Consider the following 18742-nt stretch of genomic DNA (forward strand, 5'->3'; position numbering starts at 1 on the left):
ATTTTAGTATGGTATGCTTATGTCAGCTTTATTTAGAATGAATTGGTTTGTGTCTGCTTCGAAAATCCCGTTGTTTTCGAAATCTTTGCAGAGGTATGTCATGTGTTGTCTTGTCATGCCTAGATAATTCGAAATTATCTTTTTTGTAAAAATTTTCGGTAATATTATTTGATATTGATTTTCTTCACCGTATTGTTGTCCTAGATGTGTGAGGGTGAGGAGAAGTTGTTTTTTTTGTTTCTTCGGTTTGGAGAAGTTGTTTTTGTAGGAGATTAGCGTTGACTAGTTTCATATATTGGTAGAGGTAGAACGCGCCTTCTTGAGAATACATTAGCTTGCTCATGACTTCTTCTTTGGAAAAGCGCCAAGTCACAATGTCGGTTAGAGCGATGACACTTGTAAATGATGGTTCGTTTCCTAGTATTTCGTTGAAACCAATAATGTCGTTTTCGCCGATGAAGCTATTAATATGCTCATTTTTCCATACGCCACAAATACCAGATTGGATGAAATAGATGTAATCGTGTATTTCGTTTTCAATCACTATATAATCTTTTTTTCGGAACACTTTTCTTTCTTTATCTATAGGAAAAGATGTTTTGTCTGATAAAACGTTTAGTAATTCTGTGCTGCTAAATTCTTCTTCCATAACATCCTTATCGAATAATTCCATGTAGCTCATGTTAACAAGCTCCTTTCTCTATCGCCTTTCGATATACATATCATATCACGGTGATGTTTTTCCAGACGGAAACTATACGTCACAAAGCTCTCTTTATTTCAGAGAATTTGTGAACAATATTCGTGATACCAAAATGTTTTTTTGAACAGGATTAGTATACATTCTTTTTGGGTTTCCCTACTTTTTGAGGTGTTGGCTTGTCGTGGTACGTATGGGTTGAATATATGCTTGGGGTGTTACAAAAATCGGATTATGGTATTCTTAAATAGCTAAAAAGGTGGTTATAGAGGTTGTTTATGAACTTTTTGTGAAGAGTTAAAAAACACGAAAAAACGTAAAAAAAGACTAATCATGGTATAAAGAGGCTTTATGTATACCATGATTAGTATATAATTTAAAAAATCGGCAGGCGCCAAGTTGTTGGCTTTCCTACCGACTTTCTCGTATTACTTAGGCATTTTCTTCTGATAAATCGTCTGCAGTACTAAGTCCGATTAGACCTGCTACTGAACAAAAGGACAATTGGAAGTAGGAACATCATAGAAACGCTCATTGTGCAGGCTACTGCCGAGGCAATTAGCATAACGCCACCTTTTAGCGGAGCTTTATGCATAATCATTGCGCCGAATAAACCGACAAATGACATCGCTAGTGTTGCGAAATTAAGAATCGTAAACACTAATGAGTCTTCTTCCAAAACGCGTGCAATACTGTCTACGGAAATAACGGTTAGGCTAAGTCCCATCGCTAGCAATGCGCCAATAATCCCCAATGTTTTCTCAAAATTCATCGTAAAAACTCCATTCGATAGACATATTTATCCGTTTTCGCGTATAAGCTAACGCAAACGTGTGGATACTTTTATGTTACCATTTTTACATGCAATTTGGCAACTCAATGAAACGGACAACCGCCACGTTTTACGGGAACAATGTCTTCCCGGTGAAAAGGCGCTTCTTGATAGAAAAAATTAGGTTTGATAATTTTATTTGGATAGCGTTGATGGAAAATGTGTGTCGTGGCTGGTGAAACTGGTGGGATGAGCCATGCCCATTCTCCGGTGACTTCACGTCCTGCTTTTTGCTCGTTTGTTTCGAATTGGCCAAATTGACGGGCCGCGGTGTGATGGTCTACGATTTGGACTTTAGCTTTGTGATAGGAATCGAGGACGGCGACGTTTAGTTCGACTAATGCGCGATCCTTCCATAGAGAGTCGAGCCTCTTCGTGTTGAGACCGATTTTTTCTGCGACGGCGGTGAGTTGGTTGTAACGTCCTTCGTCAGCAAAATTGCGGGCGCCGATTTCGGTTTCCATATACCAGCCGTTGAATGGTGCGGCTTGATAGGTTAGCCCACCGATTTCGAGCTTCATTTCGGAAATGATGGGCACGGCGTACCAGCGCAAACCAAGTTCGGCGATTCCTGGATAGTCTGGATGCGCGATGGGGACTTCTAGTACAAGCTTGGGTGGGATTTCGGTGTATGTCGGAGATGACTCGTGACTTTCCTGAAAAACGAATGGCAAAATATCAAACGGTGTCCGGGCGCCACGCCAGCCAAGTTGTTCGCAGATTTTGGTGAATGCGACGGAGGCTGGGTCACCAATCACGCCTTGTTCTGTCTCGTAACCTGCGTACCGTATTAATTGGTGATTCCAAATACGAGGTCCGTCCTCACCCGGTTTAAAAATCGTGATGTATGGCCGTATTTGCCCGCCATTCGTTGCTTTTTCGATATGGGTGAACAATGCGGATTGGATTTCATGCGCCGTCACAGCATCGCGGGCATCAACGACTTGAATCCGATCCCAAAAAAGCCTACCAACACAGCGATTACTGTTTCGCCACGCCATTTTTGCCCCGATGGTTAGTTCTTCTAACGTATGCGTGTATGTACCAGTTTGCGTGATTTCTTCGTGTATCTCATCGATTCTGCTTTTGATTTCCGAGTTACTTCTGGAAAGCTCGTTATAAGCTTGCGTAATAAATTGTTCTGCTTCTTGCATATTTACTTTCATCGCTCTGCTTCCTTTCCGTTCGGTATTTCCTTTATTGTACCACGAAAAAACAAGAGAAGTTCTCTTTGCTTCCCTTGTTTTAAAATTAGAATTAGTGCGATACACGCAATTGTCCGAGACGCTTAATTTCAGCAATAATCGCGTTTCTTTCTGATTGTGTTAAGTTAGGATTATTCAGTTTTTTCTTCTCAGTAGCAATTAGACGACCTTTTTCTTCTCCCGTAATCGTGCCAGATTCTTTGTTTTGGCTGAGATTGTACGGTCTGCTTTTGTTCCGATTGTTTTGGGGCTGGTGTTGTCGTTTCTGCTTTCGGTGTTTGTTTTGGGGCTGTGCTTGTTGTCTCTTGTTTCGCTGGTGTCTTGGTCTTTGGTGTTTCTGTTTCCGCACTGGCTGTAGTTTGTTCCTGACTACTTTCTTCTTTGGCCTCAGCTTTTGCCTTGGTTTCCGCTTCTGCCCTCACTTTATTTTCCGACTCTACTTTCGCCTTTGCGTCTGCTTCAGCTTTGTGCAATGCGGCCAAATTCGCGTTAGCATCTTTCAATTCGGTGTTTTCTTCTTTGATTTTATTGACTTCTTTACTCAGCGCCTCAATCTTTTCTTCGGCTTTCTTCAAGTCTGCATTGTCCTTCTCTGCGGTGTTATCGCCACATCCAGCAAGTGCAAACGATGCTAAAAGCGCAATTCCTAGTAGTTTCTTCATACATGTAACACTCCCTTTATATTTTCCTATAGCTATTATAGTATATATAGTAGAAAAAGTAAACAAAAAGACCAATCTGCTAAAACTGGTCTTTCAATCCGTCTAATTCTCCCGCTTTGGTAATGTTGGGATGAACTTCGACGTTCTTTTAGCGTAAGCTTGGAAGTCAGCACGGTCTTTGTATTTCTTCTCAAGTAAAGGCACGCCTGAAACAAAGAGGAGAAGTAGCGTAATAATAAGCGGACCAATGAATCCCCAAAGGGTTGCGGCGCTTGTTATCGTAATTAGATAAATACCCCACCAGCTTAGCGCTTCGCCAAAATAATTGGGATGGCGCGTATATTGCCAAAGTCCAGTCGTCATCAGCTTTCCTTTGTTCTCTGGCTTCTGCTTGAAGCGACGCAATTGCTCGTCCCCACCAACTTCAAATATAAAACCAACAAGCCAAACTACAATCCCAACATAATTCCACCATAAAAATTCCGTTGCCGCAGTTGTATTCACAAGTAAAATCGGCAAGCTAATAATGTACAACAAGACACCTTGCAAAACAAAAACATTCAAATATGTTTTCAGCTTAACAGCTTTTGTACCCCAACGCTTGCGCATATTAACGTAGCGATAATCTTCGGGTTTACCGATATTCCGTTTTGCTAAGTGGAAAAATAAGCGCATGCCCCATATAAATACGAAAATGGTAACAAGCAAACCTTGCGTCGTCATTTGTCCTCCCCAGAAATACGTGTAAATAGCGACGATTACGAAGCCCGGTCCCCACGCCAAGTCAACGATGGAGTTGTTTTTTAATTTCTGTGCCCAGATGAAAATGATTGTGAAATAAATCCATAATAATAATCCTGCGATTCCATATACCATTGTGTTAATTCTCCTCCTCTAATTGTATTGCGATTGCGACACAGCCACTTCCTGCATTCATTGCGATGATAGACGATATTCCCATTACATAAGCCGGTGCTTTACCAACCAGATTTGTGAAAAGGGCGGTGTATTCTGCTGCCCGTTCTGGTGTGTTGGCATGGACAATCGCGTAATCCGCCACGCTTCCTTGCGCCATCATTTTTTTTCACGCGCTTCACAATTTTGTTAGTGCTTCCAGTTAAGCTAAACGCAATGTCACTCACTATTCCTGCACCAGTTTCCGATAAAGACACGACTGGTTTTAAATTTAGCGTATTGCCAATCGCGCCACCCTTCTCGCCGAGTCGCCCGGAACGGATCATCGCGTCCAAATTTGGAACACTAACAAAAATTTTCGTTCGTGTAATGCTTTGTTTCACAAAATGTTGAACTTCGTCAAATGTTTTCCCTGCCGCGATTTGTTCTGCTGCCGCTTTTACGATCAGACCTTGCGCACCAGAGTTTTGCATCGTGTCTATTACAGCAACATTCGCTTTTATTCCCGTCGCTGCACGCTTGATTGTTTCATACGTACCACTAAGCTTGCCCGCTACCGTCAAAACAAGGATATCATCATAATGATTCGCCAAAAACGACAGTTGATTCGCAACCGCTTTTTCGTTTGGCTGCGAAGAACTTGGATACGTCTTGCTATCACTAATGTTTGTAAGCAATGTTTCCGTCGTCATCGTCAGTTTATCTAAATAAACATTGTCATTCCACGAAATCGGCAACGGAATCATCTGAATTTGGTATTTCTCGAGTAAACTTGGTGGTAAATCAGCTACGGAATCAGTCACTAGCGCAATGCGATGTTTTCGGTGATGTATAACATCGTATTGATTTTGCATATCATCGACTTTTTGCTGAATCATTGTCCCTTGATTGCTTAAAAACTCCGACACGCTCTGCGGCTCATTTGTATGAATATGCACACGAACTTTCGTTTCATTTCCTGCTACAATTAGCGAATCTCCAAATTGCTTCAAATGTTCCGAAACGGCGTCCTGTGAAATCCCTTCTCCGCGAACTAATACTTCCGTGCAATAACGAAATGTCGGCGGCTCGTCCAATTCCTCCTGAACCGAAAAAGCTGGCAAACTTTCTACTTTTGGAACATACGCTTTATTCCCAAGTGCCAGCGTAAACCCTTCTACAAATGTGAAGAATCCTTTAGCACCAGCATCCACAACGCCTTTATCTCGTAGAACCGGTAACATTTTCGGTGTATTTTCCAATGTTTTTTTGGCATAATCCAAGGCATTCATCAGTGCATCTTGGAAGGCGATTCCTTTATTTGCAGCCTCGGAAATAGCTTCGGACCAGACTTTGATGAGCGTAATCATCGTTCCTTCGACTGGGTTTTCCACCGCATTATATGCATAATTCGCACCACCCGAAACACTTTTTGAGAAATCGCGTAAAGACATTTGTTTATCATCCGATAGATGAAAATGCATACCGTTAATGTACTGCGCGAAAATAATCCCTGAGTTCCCACGAGCGCCGAATAGTGCTGCTTCTGAAATCGTGTACAGCGTTTCTTTTACCGTGTTACCTATTTTTGAATCTTCGACAATCGAGTGCATCGTCTGCGCCAAGTTGCTCCCCGTATCCCCGTCTGCCACAGGAAAAACATTGATGGCGTTCAAGCCATCTTTTGCATGAATAACAGCTCTTGCCCCGCCTAAAAAAGCATGGTACAGCCGTTTACTATCTAAAAAATCTGTCATATCGATTCCCCCTACTATTCTTAAATATGCCAAATCTTTGCTAACCAAAATACAATACCCGATGTTGCTGCTGTAACAAATGCGCCCCATACCAAATCCAGTACCGTAATCAACACAGGCCAATCTTTCAATGTCGCTAAATTAGTCAAATCATATGTCGCATAGCAAAGCAATCCTAAAAAAGCGCCTGCAAAAATCGCAAATGAAAGGCTATCTTTAGCTAGTGCAGGTTCTATTACAAAAAATACAATCCCGCAAACAAACAATACATAAAACAATAACGCTGCACCAAATCGTACATTTCCAGCCATCAAATCCCCTAGGTAATTTCTATACAAATTTTTAGCAATCAGGCCTAGCCAAATGGCATCAATTAGCAGGAAAACAACGAAGGCGATTCCAGCTAGCTTAGCAAAGTACATAGTACCACGAACCTTTCCTATTTTATTTTCTTATGCTTGGTTTATTATAACAATCTAAAGGGGTGTTTAGCTATTTTTTTGATTTATGCGCAAACAAAGATCGGAACAAAACTCAAGACAAAGCAAAACTACCCAGCCATTTACTTTGGGCAGGACGAAAAATCTTGCTTTACACAAATTGAGAGAGAGCGTTTTCATTTAGGAAATTTGAAAAGGAATAACCGTTCACTTTGTTCGTGCTTATATTTGGGCTATGTTTCAAACTAAAAAAGACCAGTCAGGGGAAACTGGTCTAAAAAAAGGGAGTTTGTTAAGGGACAACACAATTAGAAAAAGGGGGGGGAAACTAATTGCTGTCCTTGCTTTACATTCTCTATAATACATGGCTTCGATGAGATTATGCAGGGGCATTCATTAGAATTTCATGATAGTTTACGATGTTTTCACTCATGTAAAGCTGTATTTCACCGTTCCTTGTAGTGTTACATCCTGAATCACTAAGTTTCGATGCGATATATTGTTTATATCACCGATTGCTTTAATTATAATGGCGCTTTCTGTATTTAAGTACGATAACATGATTTTTCTGTCAGATGGTTGTATTTCAAAGACAATATCCTCTGACTCCCCAATAGCTAGTTTTTTGACCGCTACTGTGGTTTTTTGCCCCTCAATATATAAAAATAATTTCTGCGCCAGTACTTGTGTTGCATTATTTTTCACTGTGATTGTGAACTGCATCTCTGCCACTCCTTATCATTAAAATTACTCCCAAACGGACAAGGTTTCGCATTTTCATAATGTCCAACCACCGTAGTTCTCACTAGAAAAGTGTCGTATTTTTGCGTGTAAGCCAGAACCATGTCAGGAACTTCCTCCGCCAAACCCAATTTCTCCATTCCTGTAAAAGTACCTAAAATAATCCCGTTCGCCTTCTCAAAATAGCCTATTTGATCAAGTTGGGCTAAAAAAGTCGCAATCTTATTCCGATTACCACTCATTGCCTCTAACAAAATCACCTCGCCATCAGGTTCTGGCAAATACTGCGTACCAGCGAGTTTCAGCAGACAACGAATGTTCCCGCCAATCACTGTCCCCGTGATATCCTGATTTTCTGAAACTATTTCATAAGGAATCTCTGCATTTTCACCCCTTACAAAAGCATTTTCAAACTGGCGTAATTGCAATTCCGTCTCATTTCCTGCCAAATGCAACAACTGATAGTTCCAGCCAGCAACTCCCGTTTTCGCAAAAATCGCGTTCAAAACTACCGTCAAATCACTATACCCAACAAACGGCTTACCCGCCTTCTCGATTACAGCAAAATCCAAATACGGCAAAATCTCATTTGCCAAATCGCCACCTGAAATATCAAAAATCGCCTTGATTTCTGGATTTTGATACATCTCCATCAAATCCAACGCACGCGCACTAGCCTCTCTATCTTCATCTTCAAAAATCGAAGTCGACCGTATCGTTTTAATCCCGAATCGCTCCAGTAATAATCGTTCCACACACACCACATCCGCCTCACGGTCTCGCGTCCGAGCGTCCGAACAACCCACCAAACCAATTACATCTCCATTATGTAACATACAAATCCCCTCCAAATCATGATAAGTGTAGCACATTTCACCTAAAGAAAATACCGATTATCGTTCCGAGACTAAATTTTCAGGAAGGTTAGCGCGTCTTACACGAGCAGGCTGCAAAACTAATTCCATCGTTATTTATATAATCCAAAAAAGTACACGCTCAATTCGAAAACTTGGGCGTGTACTCTTATCCTATTTTAGTTTTAATTTGGCAAGCGCTTCTGCCATCGGATTGTTGAATGGCTCATCTTCTTGTTTATTCTGCTTCTTCATATAATTAGCCACTTCTTTTTTGGAAACGTTTTTGTTCTTTTCGTTTCCGCGTCTGGCGTTGAATGAGGAGAGCTTTTCGCGGTAGCCGCAGGAACATGTGAAAATTTGTTTGTCACCTTCGCCGCGTAATTCCATGCGTTTATGACAATTTGGACAGCGGGCGTTTGTTGTTCTGGCAACAGCTTCACGGTGTCCGCATTCGCGATCTTGACAGACGAGCATCGTGCCTTTCTTGCCTTTGACGCGTAGCATTAGTTTGCCGCAGTCTGGACATTTTGTAGATGTGATATTGTCGTGTTTGAATTTCTTGTCGTTTTGCTTGATTTCATTCACGGCTTTTTTGGCGTAGTCGCGCATTTCGGTAGTGAATGTTGTTTTATCCAGCTTGCCATTGGCGATTTTGGATAGTTTTTGCTCCCAAATCGCGGTTAGCTCTGGGGATTTCAAGTCTGTTGGCACGAGATCAAGCAGTTGACGGCCCTTAGAGGTAATCATGATGTCTTTGCCTTGCTTCTCGATGGAAAAACTGTTGAAAAGTTTCTCGATGATGTCCGCGCGTGTTGCGACAGTTCCTAATCCGCCGGTTTCGCCGAGTGTTTTGGCAAGGTCTTTTTTGCCGCTTGTTAGGCTCGGATTTTCCATTGCGGAAAGTAGGGTTGCTTCGTTGAAACGGGCTGGTGGCTTTGTTTTGCCGGTGTGAATCTGGATGTCGCGGACTTTGATTTGCTCGCCTTTTTTGAGTTTGGTAACGGTGTCTGTGTCGTTGTCTTCATTATAGACGGCTTTCCAACCGAGTGATTTCACGACTTTGCCTTTAAGACCGAATGTTTCGTCGCCGATTTTAGCTTGGACGGCTGTTTCTTCGTACGTGAATGGTGCGGAAAGTACGGCCAAAAAGCGCTTCACAACAAGGTCGTAAATTTTGCGTTCGCGGTCGTTTAGATCGGACAAGCTTGGCGTTTCTTCGGTCGGGATAATGGCGTGGTGATCGCTTACTTTGCTATTATCGACGAACGATTTGTTGGCTTTGATTGGCTTGGATGCTACGGCACGTGCGGGTTTCGCGTAAGGACCGACACCACAAGCTTCGACGCGTTCTTTTAACGTCGGCACAATGTCATCCGAAATAAAGCGCGAATCGGTACGCGGATATGTCAACACTTTATGGCGCTCATACAAAGTTTGCATGATATTCAATGTTTCTTTTGCGGAAAAATCATAGCGCTTATTGGCGTCACGTTGCAATTCCGTCAAATCATACAAGCCTGGTGCATGTGTTTTCTTTTCCTTCACGGCCACGTCTGTAATAATCGCATCTTTGCCACGTAAGCTCCGCGCCGTTTTCTCAGCTTCCGCCTCATCAAATGTCTGCCCTTTACTCCACGAAAAACTGCCCTGTTCCGTCACAGCTGTTAACTGATAAAATTCTTTCGGCTTAAATTGGCGAATTTCTTCTTCACGTTGCGCAATCATCGCAAGTGTCGGCGTTTGTACACGTCCACAAGAAAGTTGGGCATTATACTTTGTCGTTAAAGCACGGGTAGCGTTAATGCCGACCACCCAATCTGCCTCAGAGCGAGCTTCAGCGGAACGATATAAGTTTTCGTAAGCTTTGCCTGGTTGCAGACGATTGAAACCTTCACGAATCGCCTTGTCGGTTACAGACGATATCCAGAGGCGTTTTATTGGCTTTTTGACTTTGGCATATTCAATAATCCAGCGAGCCACAAGTTCCCCTTCACGCCCAGCGTCCGTTGCAATGACGATTTCACTGACATCTTTACGCGTCATCAAACTCTTCACCGTTTCGTATTGCTTCCGTGTTTGCTTAATTGGCACGAGTTTCATTTTTTGCGGAAGCATTGGCAAATCTTCCATGTTCCACGATTTATATTTAGTGTCATAATTCTCTGGATCGGCGAGCGTGATCAAGTGACCGAGCGCCCATGTAACAATATATTTCGAGCCTTCCAAGTACCCGTTCTTCCCTTGCTTACAACCAAGAACGCGCGCAATATCTTTCCCAACAGAAGGCTTCTCTGCTAAAACTACTATTTTTGTCATTTTAAAATTCCTTTCTGGATTTGAGATACGTTTATTTTAACATAGAAAAGGATTACATGCGCATTGAGATTCTAAATACGACGCCGTACAATATTCACACTCTTTCATTGTCCATTCTTTTAAAAATAAAAGACTAGACATTTAAAATAAAATGCGTATAATAAAAAACAGAAAACGTTTTCGCAATTTTAAAAATGGAGGATTTTTTTCATGAATAAATTTATGGAGTTACTCGGAGAAAAATTAATGCCACTTGCAGCTAAGCTCGGTGAAAATCGCTATTTAGGTAGTCTACGTGATGCTTTTATGTTAGCGTTTCCACTAACAATGTTTGGCTCGATAGCCGTTGTTCTAATGAATTTACCGTTTTGGAGCGATTCTACAAAGGAGACATTACAACTTTATTTAGGTAACGCGCAAAGTGCAACGATGAGTATTATGACAGTGTTTGTCGTTTTTGGAATTGGTTATGCGCTTTCTAATTACTATAAAGTCGAAGCTATATACGGCGGGGCTATCGCGCTTGCCAGTTTTTTGATTTTAACGCCATTCTTTTTCAATAGTGAAAAGGGAGAACTGATTACTGGTGCGCTTTCGCTAGATCGTTTGGGCGCCAAAGGGATGTTCATTGGTATGATTACGGCTTTCGTTGCCGCTGAGTTATATCGCTTTTTTGTTGGTCGGAATTGGACAATTAAGATGCCTCCTGGAGTACCGCCAGCTGTTGCTAAGTCCTTTGCAGCCTTGATTCCCGCTATTTTAACTTTATCTATTTTTCTACTTATTAATATTTTCGTGCAGGTGCTGTTTAACACAAACTTGCATGATGTCATTTATACAACGATTCAAAAACCGCTCGTCGGACTAGGTTCTGGAATTGTGCCGACGTTGATTGCCCTGTTCTTCGTTCAAGTACTGTGGTTCTTCGGGCTTCACGGCCAAATTATTGTCAATTCCGTGATGGACCCGATTTGGAATACATTGATGCTCGAAAATTTGGATGCTTACAAAGCTGGGCTACCGTTGCCGCATATTATTACTAAGCCATTTATGGAAGTTTTCACAGTTGGGCTTGGTGGTTCTGGAATGACACTTGCCGTTGTTATTACGCTCGCCTTCTTTATGAAGAGTAAGCAAAGTAAGGAGATTGGTCGTCTGGCGCTTGGGCCTGGACTTTTCAATGTGAATGAGCCGATTTTATTTGGGATGCCGATTGTTCTTAACGCGACGATTTTAATTCCGTGGATACTTGCACCGCTTGTTGTTACGCTATTTAATTATCTCGTTATGGCTGCGGGTATTGTCCCACCGCCGACTGGAGTTGCCGTTCCGTGGACTGTTCCGATTATTATTAACGGGATTTTAGCAACGAATTCATGGCTTGGTGGCGCACTCCAAGTAGTCGATTTCTTCATTGTCTTCCTGATTTGGTATCCGTTCTTGAAATTGGTTGACCGCAGTAATCTTGCTCGTGAAAATGAAGCAATACAGGAATAACTCGCCTTTCTGCCCATCATGCGCTATAATTTGTCTATGTTTGACTAGACAATTAGAAAGAGAGGCGCCAAGATGACGAAATACGAAGAAATCTCTAAAGATATTCGGGACAAAATTCATTCCGGCATCTATCCTCCAGAATCATTACTGCCAGACCAGTTAACCCTTTGCAAAACATACGATTGCAGCCGCATGACGATAAAAAAAGCATTTGATATTTTGGCGATGGAAGGCTTGGTTTACAGACAACGTGGTGCAGGAACTTTTGTAATGAAAAATGCCTTAGCGAACAAGCAGGACGCGAGCTTGCGCGACTACGAAGGCTTGACCAAAATGATGGGAAAAAAACATATTTCAAGCCAAGTTATCGAATTTACGATTGGCTTCCCTAATGCAAAAGTACAGGAACAACTGCTAATAAAAAAAAGACGAGCCAGTATATTCTATTGTGCGGTTGCGACTTCTTGATAAGAAACCTTATGTTTTGGAGCACACGTTCATGCCGCTAAATGTTGTCACTGGTTTGAATGAAACGATTTTGCACGGTTCGATTTATGATTATTTAAAACAAGAGCTTGGACTAATTATGAGCGGTGCCTTCCGAAAAATTAATGCGGACAAGCCGTCTGACTACGACAAACTGTATTTGAATTGCGGTGAACACGACCCGGTTCTTGAGGTGGAGCAAGTTGTGTATTCAAAAGATGGACGCCCGATTGAATATTCTCGTTCGCGACACCGTTATGATACGCGAAGTTTTATTATGTTAGATCATCGTGAACCGTGAGAGGAAGTTGGGGTGTCTTAAAACTAATAAAGACACGCGCCCGTGATAAAAGGCTTGTTGACCTAAAAAATACGTATCAAAAATCTAAAATCAGATTTTTGATACGTATTTTTTGTAACCAGACATAATTTCCAACTTCCTTTCCTTTTGTGTTTACTTGAGAACAATATACCATTTCATTTTACTGTCTACTACCGATAGTATACATCCAAAGCGTACATCTCTATAGATAGGTTTGACCAATATAGAAAACTATTGCATAATATAGGTATAATATAACAGGGAGGATTTGTTTTGATGAATATAAATTATTTTAGAGATATAGAAACTAATATTTTGGAAAATGAGAGCTTACGAGAGCCCCAAAAACAAGCATATTATGAAGTATATGAACATTTCATTCGAAAAGAAAGTGATAAGCATGCTATTGTAGTGTTGCCAACAGGCGTTGGAAAAACTGGGTTAATGTCAATCTTGCCGTATAATATTTCTTCAGGCAGAGTGTTGATAATTGCGCCTCAATTAACAGTTAAAGATACGATAGTGAAGCAGTTAGATAGTAGTTCTTCTCAAAATTTCTTAACGAAGTTAGGGATAATAACGAACCCTCATAATTTGCCTCAAATGATTGAGTACGATGGTGAGAATACCCCTCAATCGATTTTAGATATGGCAAATATAGTGATTACAAATATACAAAAATTACAGAGTAGGAATAATTCTTCACTGCTTAGGAGGTTGCCAAAGGATTACTTTGATATGATAATTATTGATGAAGGTCATCACTCAGCAGCGAAGACTTGGTTAGAGAATTTAGATCATTTTTCTAAAGCAAAGGTTGTGAAAATAACAGCAACTCCATATAGATCAGACAATAAACCACTGAGTGGTGAATTAATATACAAATATAAGCTTAGTCAAGCAATGGCAAAAGGTTATGTTAAATCATTAGAGAAATTTGATTATATCCCCCAAGAATTGAGGCTAACAATTGATAAAAATGAAGATAAGACATATTCGGTTCAAGAAATATTAGACTTAAATCTTAAAGACAATGATTGGATAACCCGGACAGTTGCATATTCAGATGATTGCAAGAGGGACGTCGTACTTGAAAGTATAGCGTTATTAAACGAAAAAAGAAGAGGTACCACTGTGCCACACAAAATTATAGCAGTAGCTAGCAACATAGATGAAGCTATTAAGATAGAACAGATGTATAAGGATCAGGGTGTTGAAGCAGTCATTATACATAGTGATTTAGGTGAATTTGAGAAGAGGCGCGCATTTTCAGATATAGAGAATAACAGAGTCAAGGTAGTTGTAAACATAAATATGATGGGGGAAGGCTATGATCATAAATATTTATCTGTGGCAGCGATATTTAGAGTATTTAAGAATCTCTCACCCTATGAGCAGTTTATTGGCAGGATATTGCGGGTAATACCAGATAACGAGGTAGTTAAAGCGTCAGATAATATAGGAAGCGTAGTAGTCCACAAAAACCTAGGATTAGACGAACTTTGGGAATATTATAAGAGACAACTTCAAGAAAGTGATATAATAAAAGAGCTAAAGGAATTTGATGATGAGATAATTCCAGAAGATCCGAAAAAGATTGGAGAGTTAAGTGAGGCTAGGGTTTTAGATGTGGGAGGTGCTTTTGACAATGGTCAGGGCGAGTTAAGGAAGAGCTCATACTTAACTACTGAGCTAATAAAAGAAAATCAACGCGAGGAAAAAGAACGGAATGAAAAGATTAAGTCTTTACAAGAGCTGCTAAACATTTCAAAGAACGAAGCAATTCAAGTTATTGATCAGGCTGATTCGAATAATTCAGTTCACAAGCGTCCAGATTTGTTTTATAATGAGAAAAGGAAAAATATCGATGTGGATATAAGGGAAAGATATGTTCCAGAAATATTGGTAGCGGCAAATTTGGAGTTAGATGGTAGTGAGCTAAAAGATAATCCCATATTCAAGGCTAACAATTATAGGTGGATTCCCCAACGTATTAAGGTAAACGGAGGAATGTTAGCCACATATTTTAATCATTATTTGAAAACACAAATTGGTGCGGCAAAAAAAGATTGGACTTTGGAAGATTACGATCAAGCATTTGGCTTACTAGACCAACAGGCGGAATATGTTAAGACATTTCTAGCGTGTGAAGGAGAGGATTAAGATGGATAAAAATGTAAAAAAAAATATACGACTTAATGTATAGTCCAATATTAACCCCATATAATTTATTGGAAAATATAAGATTGGACAATTATGAATATGTAAATTACAGAAAAGAAAAGGAATTAGTGGTTTGTGAGATGAAAGTAAAAGTAGGTAAAGACACAGTTATTTTTGCATATTACTTTAATGAGGATAACCACTTGCAATTTGCTGACGCGAGTAATTTAAATGATGATAGCGTTATGGTTATTTTTGATTAGAGAGAGAAGTATTACAGATGCTGTTAATGAATTTGATAGCAATATGATTCGTTGCTTTTCGGTTGTATAAATTTTTTTAACCAATCAGCGGGGCGGGGGGCGAAACCCTCACAACCCATCATAGAGCCTCAACAGATTTCGTGTCTGTTGGGGCTTTTAAATTTACCGGATAAATGACTTCATATCCGAACATCCACTCACCTAAAGGGATATTTTTCATTTTAATCAAATACAAAAAATTTATGGGAATTGTAAAGAGAGCTTCTGTGTTTTACATATTGAAAAATACCTTTATTGTTAGGATTGCTGGCTAATCATGCCACTATTCTTATTATATTCAATAATGCCTGAAATTTTTTCATCAGGACCGTATTTATAAACGACTTTTTCCTCATTTTCGTACTCTTTTGTCATGATAATGAAAACAGCCATTGTGTCACTCCTAATTTACAAATCCCCTGACTCTGCCAGCTCATCAATTAGCTCTTTTTCAAAGGAGTCTAAACGTGTATATTCTTTGAGGGAAGCCAAATCAATTCCCAATTTTTTTAAAGTAGCTAAGGCAAAATCTCCGACTGTATAAAATCCTAACATTTTATTTTCCAATGTTTGCTCTCTTCTTCCAGAAATACTAATAAGTTTTTGAATTATAATTGGATCAGTAATTTTTTTATCAATAATCTCATGCATCGTGTTGTAAAGTACGATGGCATTCCCTGTGCTAAGATAGTTCTCTAAATCACCTATCTCGTATTGACCATTATTAAGTTTTTCAATTATTGTCATATTAGTTTCCTCACTTCAAATGATTTGTGATGTGTTGCCTTTCGACCAGATAGTTTTCGAATAGTTGATTCGCAATATCTTTTCTCCCTATACTATCTGCCCAATGTATTTCTTGCATATACACATCGAATTCCATTTTAAGCCTCGCTTTTGGTTATCTTTTTTAATTCGTCAATAATCATTGTGAATGCCACTACCATAAATAAAATAAATAGAATATAAATTGCTTTTCATTCATGCAATAAATTGAATATATTCTCCATCAGAAAACGGTTCTGTAATTTCTCCTTGATCTAGCAATTCTTTTTCTCTAGATTGCAGTAAAGATAAAAGGTAGGTGTTGGTAAAAGCGTAGAAAAGAGCGTCCATTCTATCTAAAATTTGGGACTCATCTAAAATCTGCATATTTGAGTTAACAAAACAAATTTTCCAGTCCGTTTCATTTATATTATTTAGTAGAATACTCATTGGCTTTAAATTTATTACTCCGTTAGAGAAAAATTTCTCGATTTTTAGTCTTTCAATAGCTGCTATTAAAAGTGGTAAGTCAAATAACTCTCCACCAATGTCTAAATCATTTTGTTCCTGTATAAGCTTTCGGACATATTTTTTTGAATAAAACGATGAAAGACGATTTATATAAAAATATATTGCCGCAGAATCTTCTGAGGTGAATGTAGCTATTTGTTGGTGCACTGGTGTATTTTGATGGTCCACAACGACCAAATTAAGTATCCAATTATCCCCTACTTTACAAATCTCATGATAGTTGCTATATGGAGGGAGTATTTCTTTTATTATTTCACCGTTGTAGCGTGTTTCTTTCCCTTCATCCGTTAGTAATCTTGCTACTTGTTCCAAATTCATGCTTATCATCCTTTTTCTATTTTATTTGACGAATATAATTATTGGCCAGCAAATTCTCAACTGTAGCATCAATAAGTTGCCCCTTTTTATTGAGTATTTTAGTCTCTCCAGAGAAATATTGAATACCTCCACCGACTCGATCAAACCAAGGAAAATAATTGCATTGTCTTCTAAAAAACGGGACATATAACATAAACAAAACCACAAAAACCCCACCTACGCCAAAACGCAAATGGGGCTTTTCATCCTAACTTCTCAACCCGCGGCCTCTCTCAATCAAATACCAACAAGCAATATAAAGCACGAGGCTAAATAAAACAAGAATCGCGATGGAAACCATCACGGGAATGTCGGTCTTGCCAAGAAAACCGTATCGGAATCCGGAAACCATGTAAACAATCGGGTTTACTTTGGAAACGGCTTGCCAAAATGGTGGTAACATCGAAATGGCGTAAAATACTCCGCCAAGATACGTTAGTGGCTGCAAAACGAAGGTCGGAATAATCGACACGTCGTCAAAGGAACGCGCGAAAAGACCGTTTAGCAAACCTGCTAACGAGAACAGAATGGCTGTCATGAGCAATGTAATAACGACGATTAGCCATGAGTGTACGTAAAGTGGTACGAAGAATAGAGAAACAACGGTGACAAGTGCACCAACGAGAACACCTCGGCCAAGTCCACCGATGACGAATCCCCAAATGATAACGTGTGTTGGCACTGGGGCAATCAGTAGTTCCTCAATATTTTTCTGGAATTTTTGCGAGAAGAAGGAGGAGGCTACGTTGGAATACGAGCTTGTGATAACGGACATCATGATCAGTCCGGGTACGATGAATTCCATGTAAGAGAATCCGCCTACTTGCCCGATTCGACTGCCGATTAGGTTGCCGAAGATGACAAAGTAAAGCATTGTTGTGATAACTGGCGGTACTAGCGTTTGGACCCAAATACGCATGTACCGGTTTGTTTCTTTGACTGCTAGGCTTTTTAAGGCCGTGAAATAAAGATTAGACATTTTTCCCCTCCACTTGATGTGTGTCTTCTGTGATTTTCAAAAATAGTTCTTCTAAACGATTCGACTTGTTGCGCATCGAAAGAACTTGTATCCCCTGTTTGGTGAGCTGTTCGAAAAGCTCGTTGACGCCTTGATTTCGCTCGACTTCAACGGCAAGCGTTAGATCGTCTTCAAATTCGTATTTGTATCCTGCAATCTCCGGTTTTGTGCTGTATGGCGCGAGGTCAAAGATGAATGTCTCAAACTGCAATTTCCCTAAAAGTGCTTTCATGCTAGTGTTTTCAATAAGTTCGCCAGATTGAATAATTCCGATGTTGCGGCAAAGCATTTCGGCTTCTTCGAGGTAGTGGGTCGTTAGGATGATTGTTGTGCCTTTTATGTTTAATTCTCTTAGGAAATCCCACATTTCGCGTCTTAGTTCGATGTCTACGCCGGCTGTTGGTTCGTCTAAAATAAGTAACCGTGGTTCATGCATCAAGGCCCGGGCAATCATCAATCGCCGTTTCATCCCGCCTGAAAGCATTCGTGCGCGAACATCTCGTTTTTCCCACAGGTTTGATTGTTTTAAGTATGTTTCGCTACGTTTTAGTGCTTCTTTACGAGAAACGCCGTAGTAGCCAGCCTGATTAACGACAATTTGTTGGACTGTTTCGAATGGGTTAAAGTTGAATTCTTGAGGCACCAAGCCAATTTGTTGTTTTGCGCGGACTAAATCAGTATCGATATCGTAGTCGAAAACTTTTACTTTACCCGATGTTTTGTTGACAAGTGATGTGATAATCCCAATTGTTGTTGATTTTCCGGCGCCGTTTGGACCGAGTAATGCGTAAAAATCGCCTTCTTCTACTGTTAAATTAATGCCGCGTAATGCTTCAACGCCTGTTGCATATCTTTTTTTCAAGTCTGTTATTTCGAGTGCATATGTCATTTAATAAC

General features: G+C 40.1%; 19 protein-coding genes and 1 pseudogene. 4 read left to right on the plus strand and 16 right to left on the minus strand.

Annotation, left to right across the window (positions count from 1 at the left end; all coding sequences use genetic code 11):
* Positions 1–184 precede the first annotated feature (184 nt).
* From PRIP_RS06510 to PRIP_RS06555, 10 genes are all read right to left on the minus strand, one after another.
* Positions 185–682: a Crp/Fnr family transcriptional regulator gene (locus PRIP_RS06510; protein WP_036100239.1), complete on the minus strand. Its 498-nt coding sequence runs from the start codon at positions 680–682 to the stop codon at positions 185–187.
* A gap of 484 nt (positions 683–1166) precedes the next feature.
* Positions 1167–1472 (minus strand): hypothetical protein, encoded by a 306-nt coding sequence (locus tag PRIP_RS06515; protein ID WP_052008769.1) that lies wholly within the window; start codon positions 1470–1472, stop codon positions 1167–1169.
* A 104-nt stretch (positions 1473–1576) separates the two neighbouring features.
* On the minus strand, positions 1577–2698 hold the full coding sequence (locus PRIP_RS06520) for a nitric oxide synthase oxygenase (RefSeq protein WP_036100241.1): 1122 nt from the start codon (positions 2696–2698) through the stop codon (positions 1577–1579).
* Positions 2699–2886: 188 nt separating this feature from the next.
* On the minus strand, positions 2887–3399 hold the full coding sequence (locus tag PRIP_RS06525; protein ID WP_036100243.1) for a hypothetical protein: 513 nt from the start codon (positions 3397–3399) through the stop codon (positions 2887–2889).
* Positions 3400–3501: 102 nt separating this feature from the next.
* Positions 3502–4275 (minus strand): DUF1295 domain-containing protein, encoded by a 774-nt coding sequence (locus tag PRIP_RS06530; protein WP_036100244.1) that lies wholly within the window; start codon positions 4273–4275, stop codon positions 3502–3504.
* A gap of 101 nt (positions 4276–4376) precedes the next feature.
* Positions 4377–6050, minus strand: a complete 1674-nt coding sequence (locus PRIP_RS06535) for a DAK2 domain-containing protein (RefSeq protein ID WP_052008770.1) — start codon at positions 6048–6050, stop codon at positions 4377–4379.
* Positions 6051–6070: 20 nt separating this feature from the next.
* The gene (locus tag PRIP_RS06540) at positions 6071–6472 is read right to left on the minus strand and encodes a DUF2177 family protein (protein WP_036100246.1); all 402 of its coding nucleotides are present in this window, start codon (positions 6470–6472) and stop codon (positions 6071–6073) included.
* Between the two features lie 447 nt (positions 6473–6919).
* A complete protein-coding gene (locus PRIP_RS06545; RefSeq protein ID WP_036100248.1) occupies positions 6920–7213 on the minus strand; it encodes a hypothetical protein in 294 nt (97 codons plus the stop codon).
* Entirely contained in the window at positions 7192–8067 is an 876-nt protein-coding gene (locus PRIP_RS06550; protein WP_052008771.1) for an LD-carboxypeptidase, read from the minus strand. The genes PRIP_RS06545 and PRIP_RS06550 overlap by 22 nt, the downstream gene beginning before the upstream one ends.
* Positions 8068–8259: 192 nt before the next feature.
* Positions 8260–10404, minus strand: coding sequence for a DNA topoisomerase III (locus tag PRIP_RS06555; RefSeq protein ID WP_036100249.1), 2145 nt, complete (start codon positions 10402–10404; stop codon positions 8260–8262).
* Positions 10405–10614: 210 nt separating this feature from the next.
* Here PRIP_RS06555 and celB point away from each other — a divergent pair, with 210 nt between their 5' ends.
* The 4 genes and pseudogenes from celB to PRIP_RS06575 all read left to right on the plus strand — a co-directional run bounded on the left by celB (position 10615) and on the right by PRIP_RS06575 (position 15135).
* Positions 10615–11901: a PTS cellobiose transporter subunit IIC gene (gene celB, locus PRIP_RS06560; RefSeq protein ID WP_036100251.1), complete on the plus strand. Its 1287-nt coding sequence runs from the start codon at positions 10615–10617 to the stop codon at positions 11899–11901.
* 72 nt (positions 11902–11973) lie between these two features.
* Positions 11974–12688: pseudogene (locus PRIP_RS06565) on the plus strand (GntR family transcriptional regulator).
* 297 nt (positions 12689–12985) lie between these two features.
* Entirely contained in the window at positions 12986–14872 is a 1887-nt protein-coding gene (locus PRIP_RS06570) for a DEAD/DEAH box helicase (RefSeq protein ID WP_036100252.1), read from the plus strand.
* An 83-nt stretch (positions 14873–14955) separates the two neighbouring features.
* Positions 14956–15135 (plus strand): hypothetical protein, encoded by a 180-nt coding sequence (locus PRIP_RS06575; protein ID WP_036100254.1) that lies wholly within the window; start codon positions 14956–14958, stop codon positions 15133–15135.
* A 297-nt stretch (positions 15136–15432) separates the two neighbouring features.
* Here PRIP_RS06575 and PRIP_RS17935 read toward each other — a convergent pair whose 3' ends face one another.
* The 6 genes from PRIP_RS17935 to PRIP_RS06600 form a co-directional block, all read right to left on the minus strand.
* On the minus strand, positions 15433–15567 hold the full coding sequence (locus PRIP_RS17935; protein ID WP_277620081.1) for a hypothetical protein: 135 nt from the start codon (positions 15565–15567) through the stop codon (positions 15433–15435).
* Between the two features lie 15 nt (positions 15568–15582).
* Positions 15583–15921, minus strand: a complete 339-nt coding sequence (locus PRIP_RS06580; protein ID WP_052008772.1) for a hypothetical protein — start codon at positions 15919–15921, stop codon at positions 15583–15585.
* 234 nt (positions 15922–16155) lie between these two features.
* The gene (locus tag PRIP_RS06585; RefSeq protein WP_036100256.1) at positions 16156–16788 is read right to left on the minus strand and encodes a hypothetical protein; all 633 of its coding nucleotides are present in this window, start codon (positions 16786–16788) and stop codon (positions 16156–16158) included.
* A 16-nt stretch (positions 16789–16804) separates the two neighbouring features.
* Positions 16805–17020, minus strand: coding sequence for a hypothetical protein (locus PRIP_RS06590; RefSeq protein ID WP_149023776.1), 216 nt, complete (start codon positions 17018–17020; stop codon positions 16805–16807).
* Between the two features lie 15 nt (positions 17021–17035).
* Positions 17036–17806: an ABC transporter permease gene (locus PRIP_RS06595; protein WP_036100259.1), complete on the minus strand. Its 771-nt coding sequence runs from the start codon at positions 17804–17806 to the stop codon at positions 17036–17038.
* Positions 17799–18734 carry an ABC transporter ATP-binding protein gene (locus tag PRIP_RS06600; RefSeq protein ID WP_036100260.1) on the minus strand — a complete coding sequence of 312 codons (936 nt, stop codon included), beginning with the start codon at positions 18732–18734 and terminating at the stop codon, positions 17799–17801. Before PRIP_RS06600 ends, PRIP_RS06595 begins: the two co-directional genes overlap by 8 nt.
* Positions 18735–18742: the final 8 nt, after the last annotated feature.

This window comes from Paenilisteria riparia FSL S10-1204 (assembly GCF_000525995.1).
Lineage (GTDB): Bacteria > Bacillota > Bacilli > Lactobacillales > Listeriaceae > Listeria_A > Listeria_A riparia.

Bases quoted from the DNA above. Each gene is read 5' to 3' on its own strand.
- PRIP_RS06510 (WP_036100239.1), bottom strand. From the start codon at position 682: ATGAGCTACATGGAATTATTCGATAAGGATGTTATGGAAGAAGAATTT.
- PRIP_RS06515 (WP_052008769.1), bottom strand. From the start codon at position 1,472: ATGAATTTTGAGAAAACATTGGGGATTATTGGCGCATTGCTAGCGATG.
- PRIP_RS06520 (WP_036100241.1), bottom strand. From the start codon at position 2,698: ATGAAAGTAAATATGCAAGAAGCAGAACAATTTATTACGCAAGCTTAT.
- PRIP_RS06525 (WP_036100243.1), bottom strand. From the start codon at position 3,399: ATGAAGAAACTACTAGGAATTGCGCTTTTAGCATCGTTTGCACTTGCT.
- PRIP_RS06530 (WP_036100244.1), bottom strand. From the start codon at position 4,275: ATGGTATATGGAATCGCAGGATTATTATTATGGATTTATTTCACAATC.
- PRIP_RS06535 (WP_052008770.1), bottom strand. From the start codon at position 6,050: ATGACAGATTTTTTAGATAGTAAACGGCTGTACCATGCTTTTTTAGGC.
- PRIP_RS06540 (WP_036100246.1), bottom strand. From the start codon at position 6,472: ATGTACTTTGCTAAGCTAGCTGGAATCGCCTTCGTTGTTTTCCTGCTA.
- PRIP_RS06545 (WP_036100248.1), bottom strand. From the start codon at position 7,213: ATGCAGTTCACAATCACAGTGAAAAATAATGCAACACAAGTACTGGCG.
- PRIP_RS06550 (WP_052008771.1), bottom strand. From the start codon at position 8,067: ATGTTACATAATGGAGATGTAATTGGTTTGGTGGGTTGTTCGGACGCT.
- PRIP_RS06555 (WP_036100249.1), bottom strand. From the start codon at position 10,404: ATGACAAAAATAGTAGTTTTAGCAGAGAAGCCTTCTGTTGGGAAAGAT.
- celB (WP_036100251.1), top strand. From the start codon at position 10,615: ATGAATAAATTTATGGAGTTACTCGGAGAAAAATTAATGCCACTTGCA.
- PRIP_RS06570 (WP_036100252.1), top strand. From the start codon at position 12,986: ATGAATATAAATTATTTTAGAGATATAGAAACTAATATTTTGGAAAAT.
- PRIP_RS17935 (WP_277620081.1), bottom strand. From the start codon at position 15,567: ATGGCTGTTTTCATTATCATGACAAAAGAGTACGAAAATGAGGAAAAA.
- PRIP_RS06580 (WP_052008772.1), bottom strand. From the start codon at position 15,921: ATGACAATAATTGAAAAACTTAATAATGGTCAATACGAGATAGGTGAT.
- PRIP_RS06585 (WP_036100256.1), bottom strand. From the start codon at position 16,788: ATGAATTTGGAACAAGTAGCAAGATTACTAACGGATGAAGGGAAAGAA.
- PRIP_RS06595 (WP_036100259.1), bottom strand. From the start codon at position 17,806: ATGTCTAATCTTTATTTCACGGCCTTAAAAAGCCTAGCAGTCAAAGAA.
- PRIP_RS06600 (WP_036100260.1), bottom strand. From the start codon at position 18,734: ATGACATATGCACTCGAAATAACAGACTTGAAAAAAAGATATGCAACA.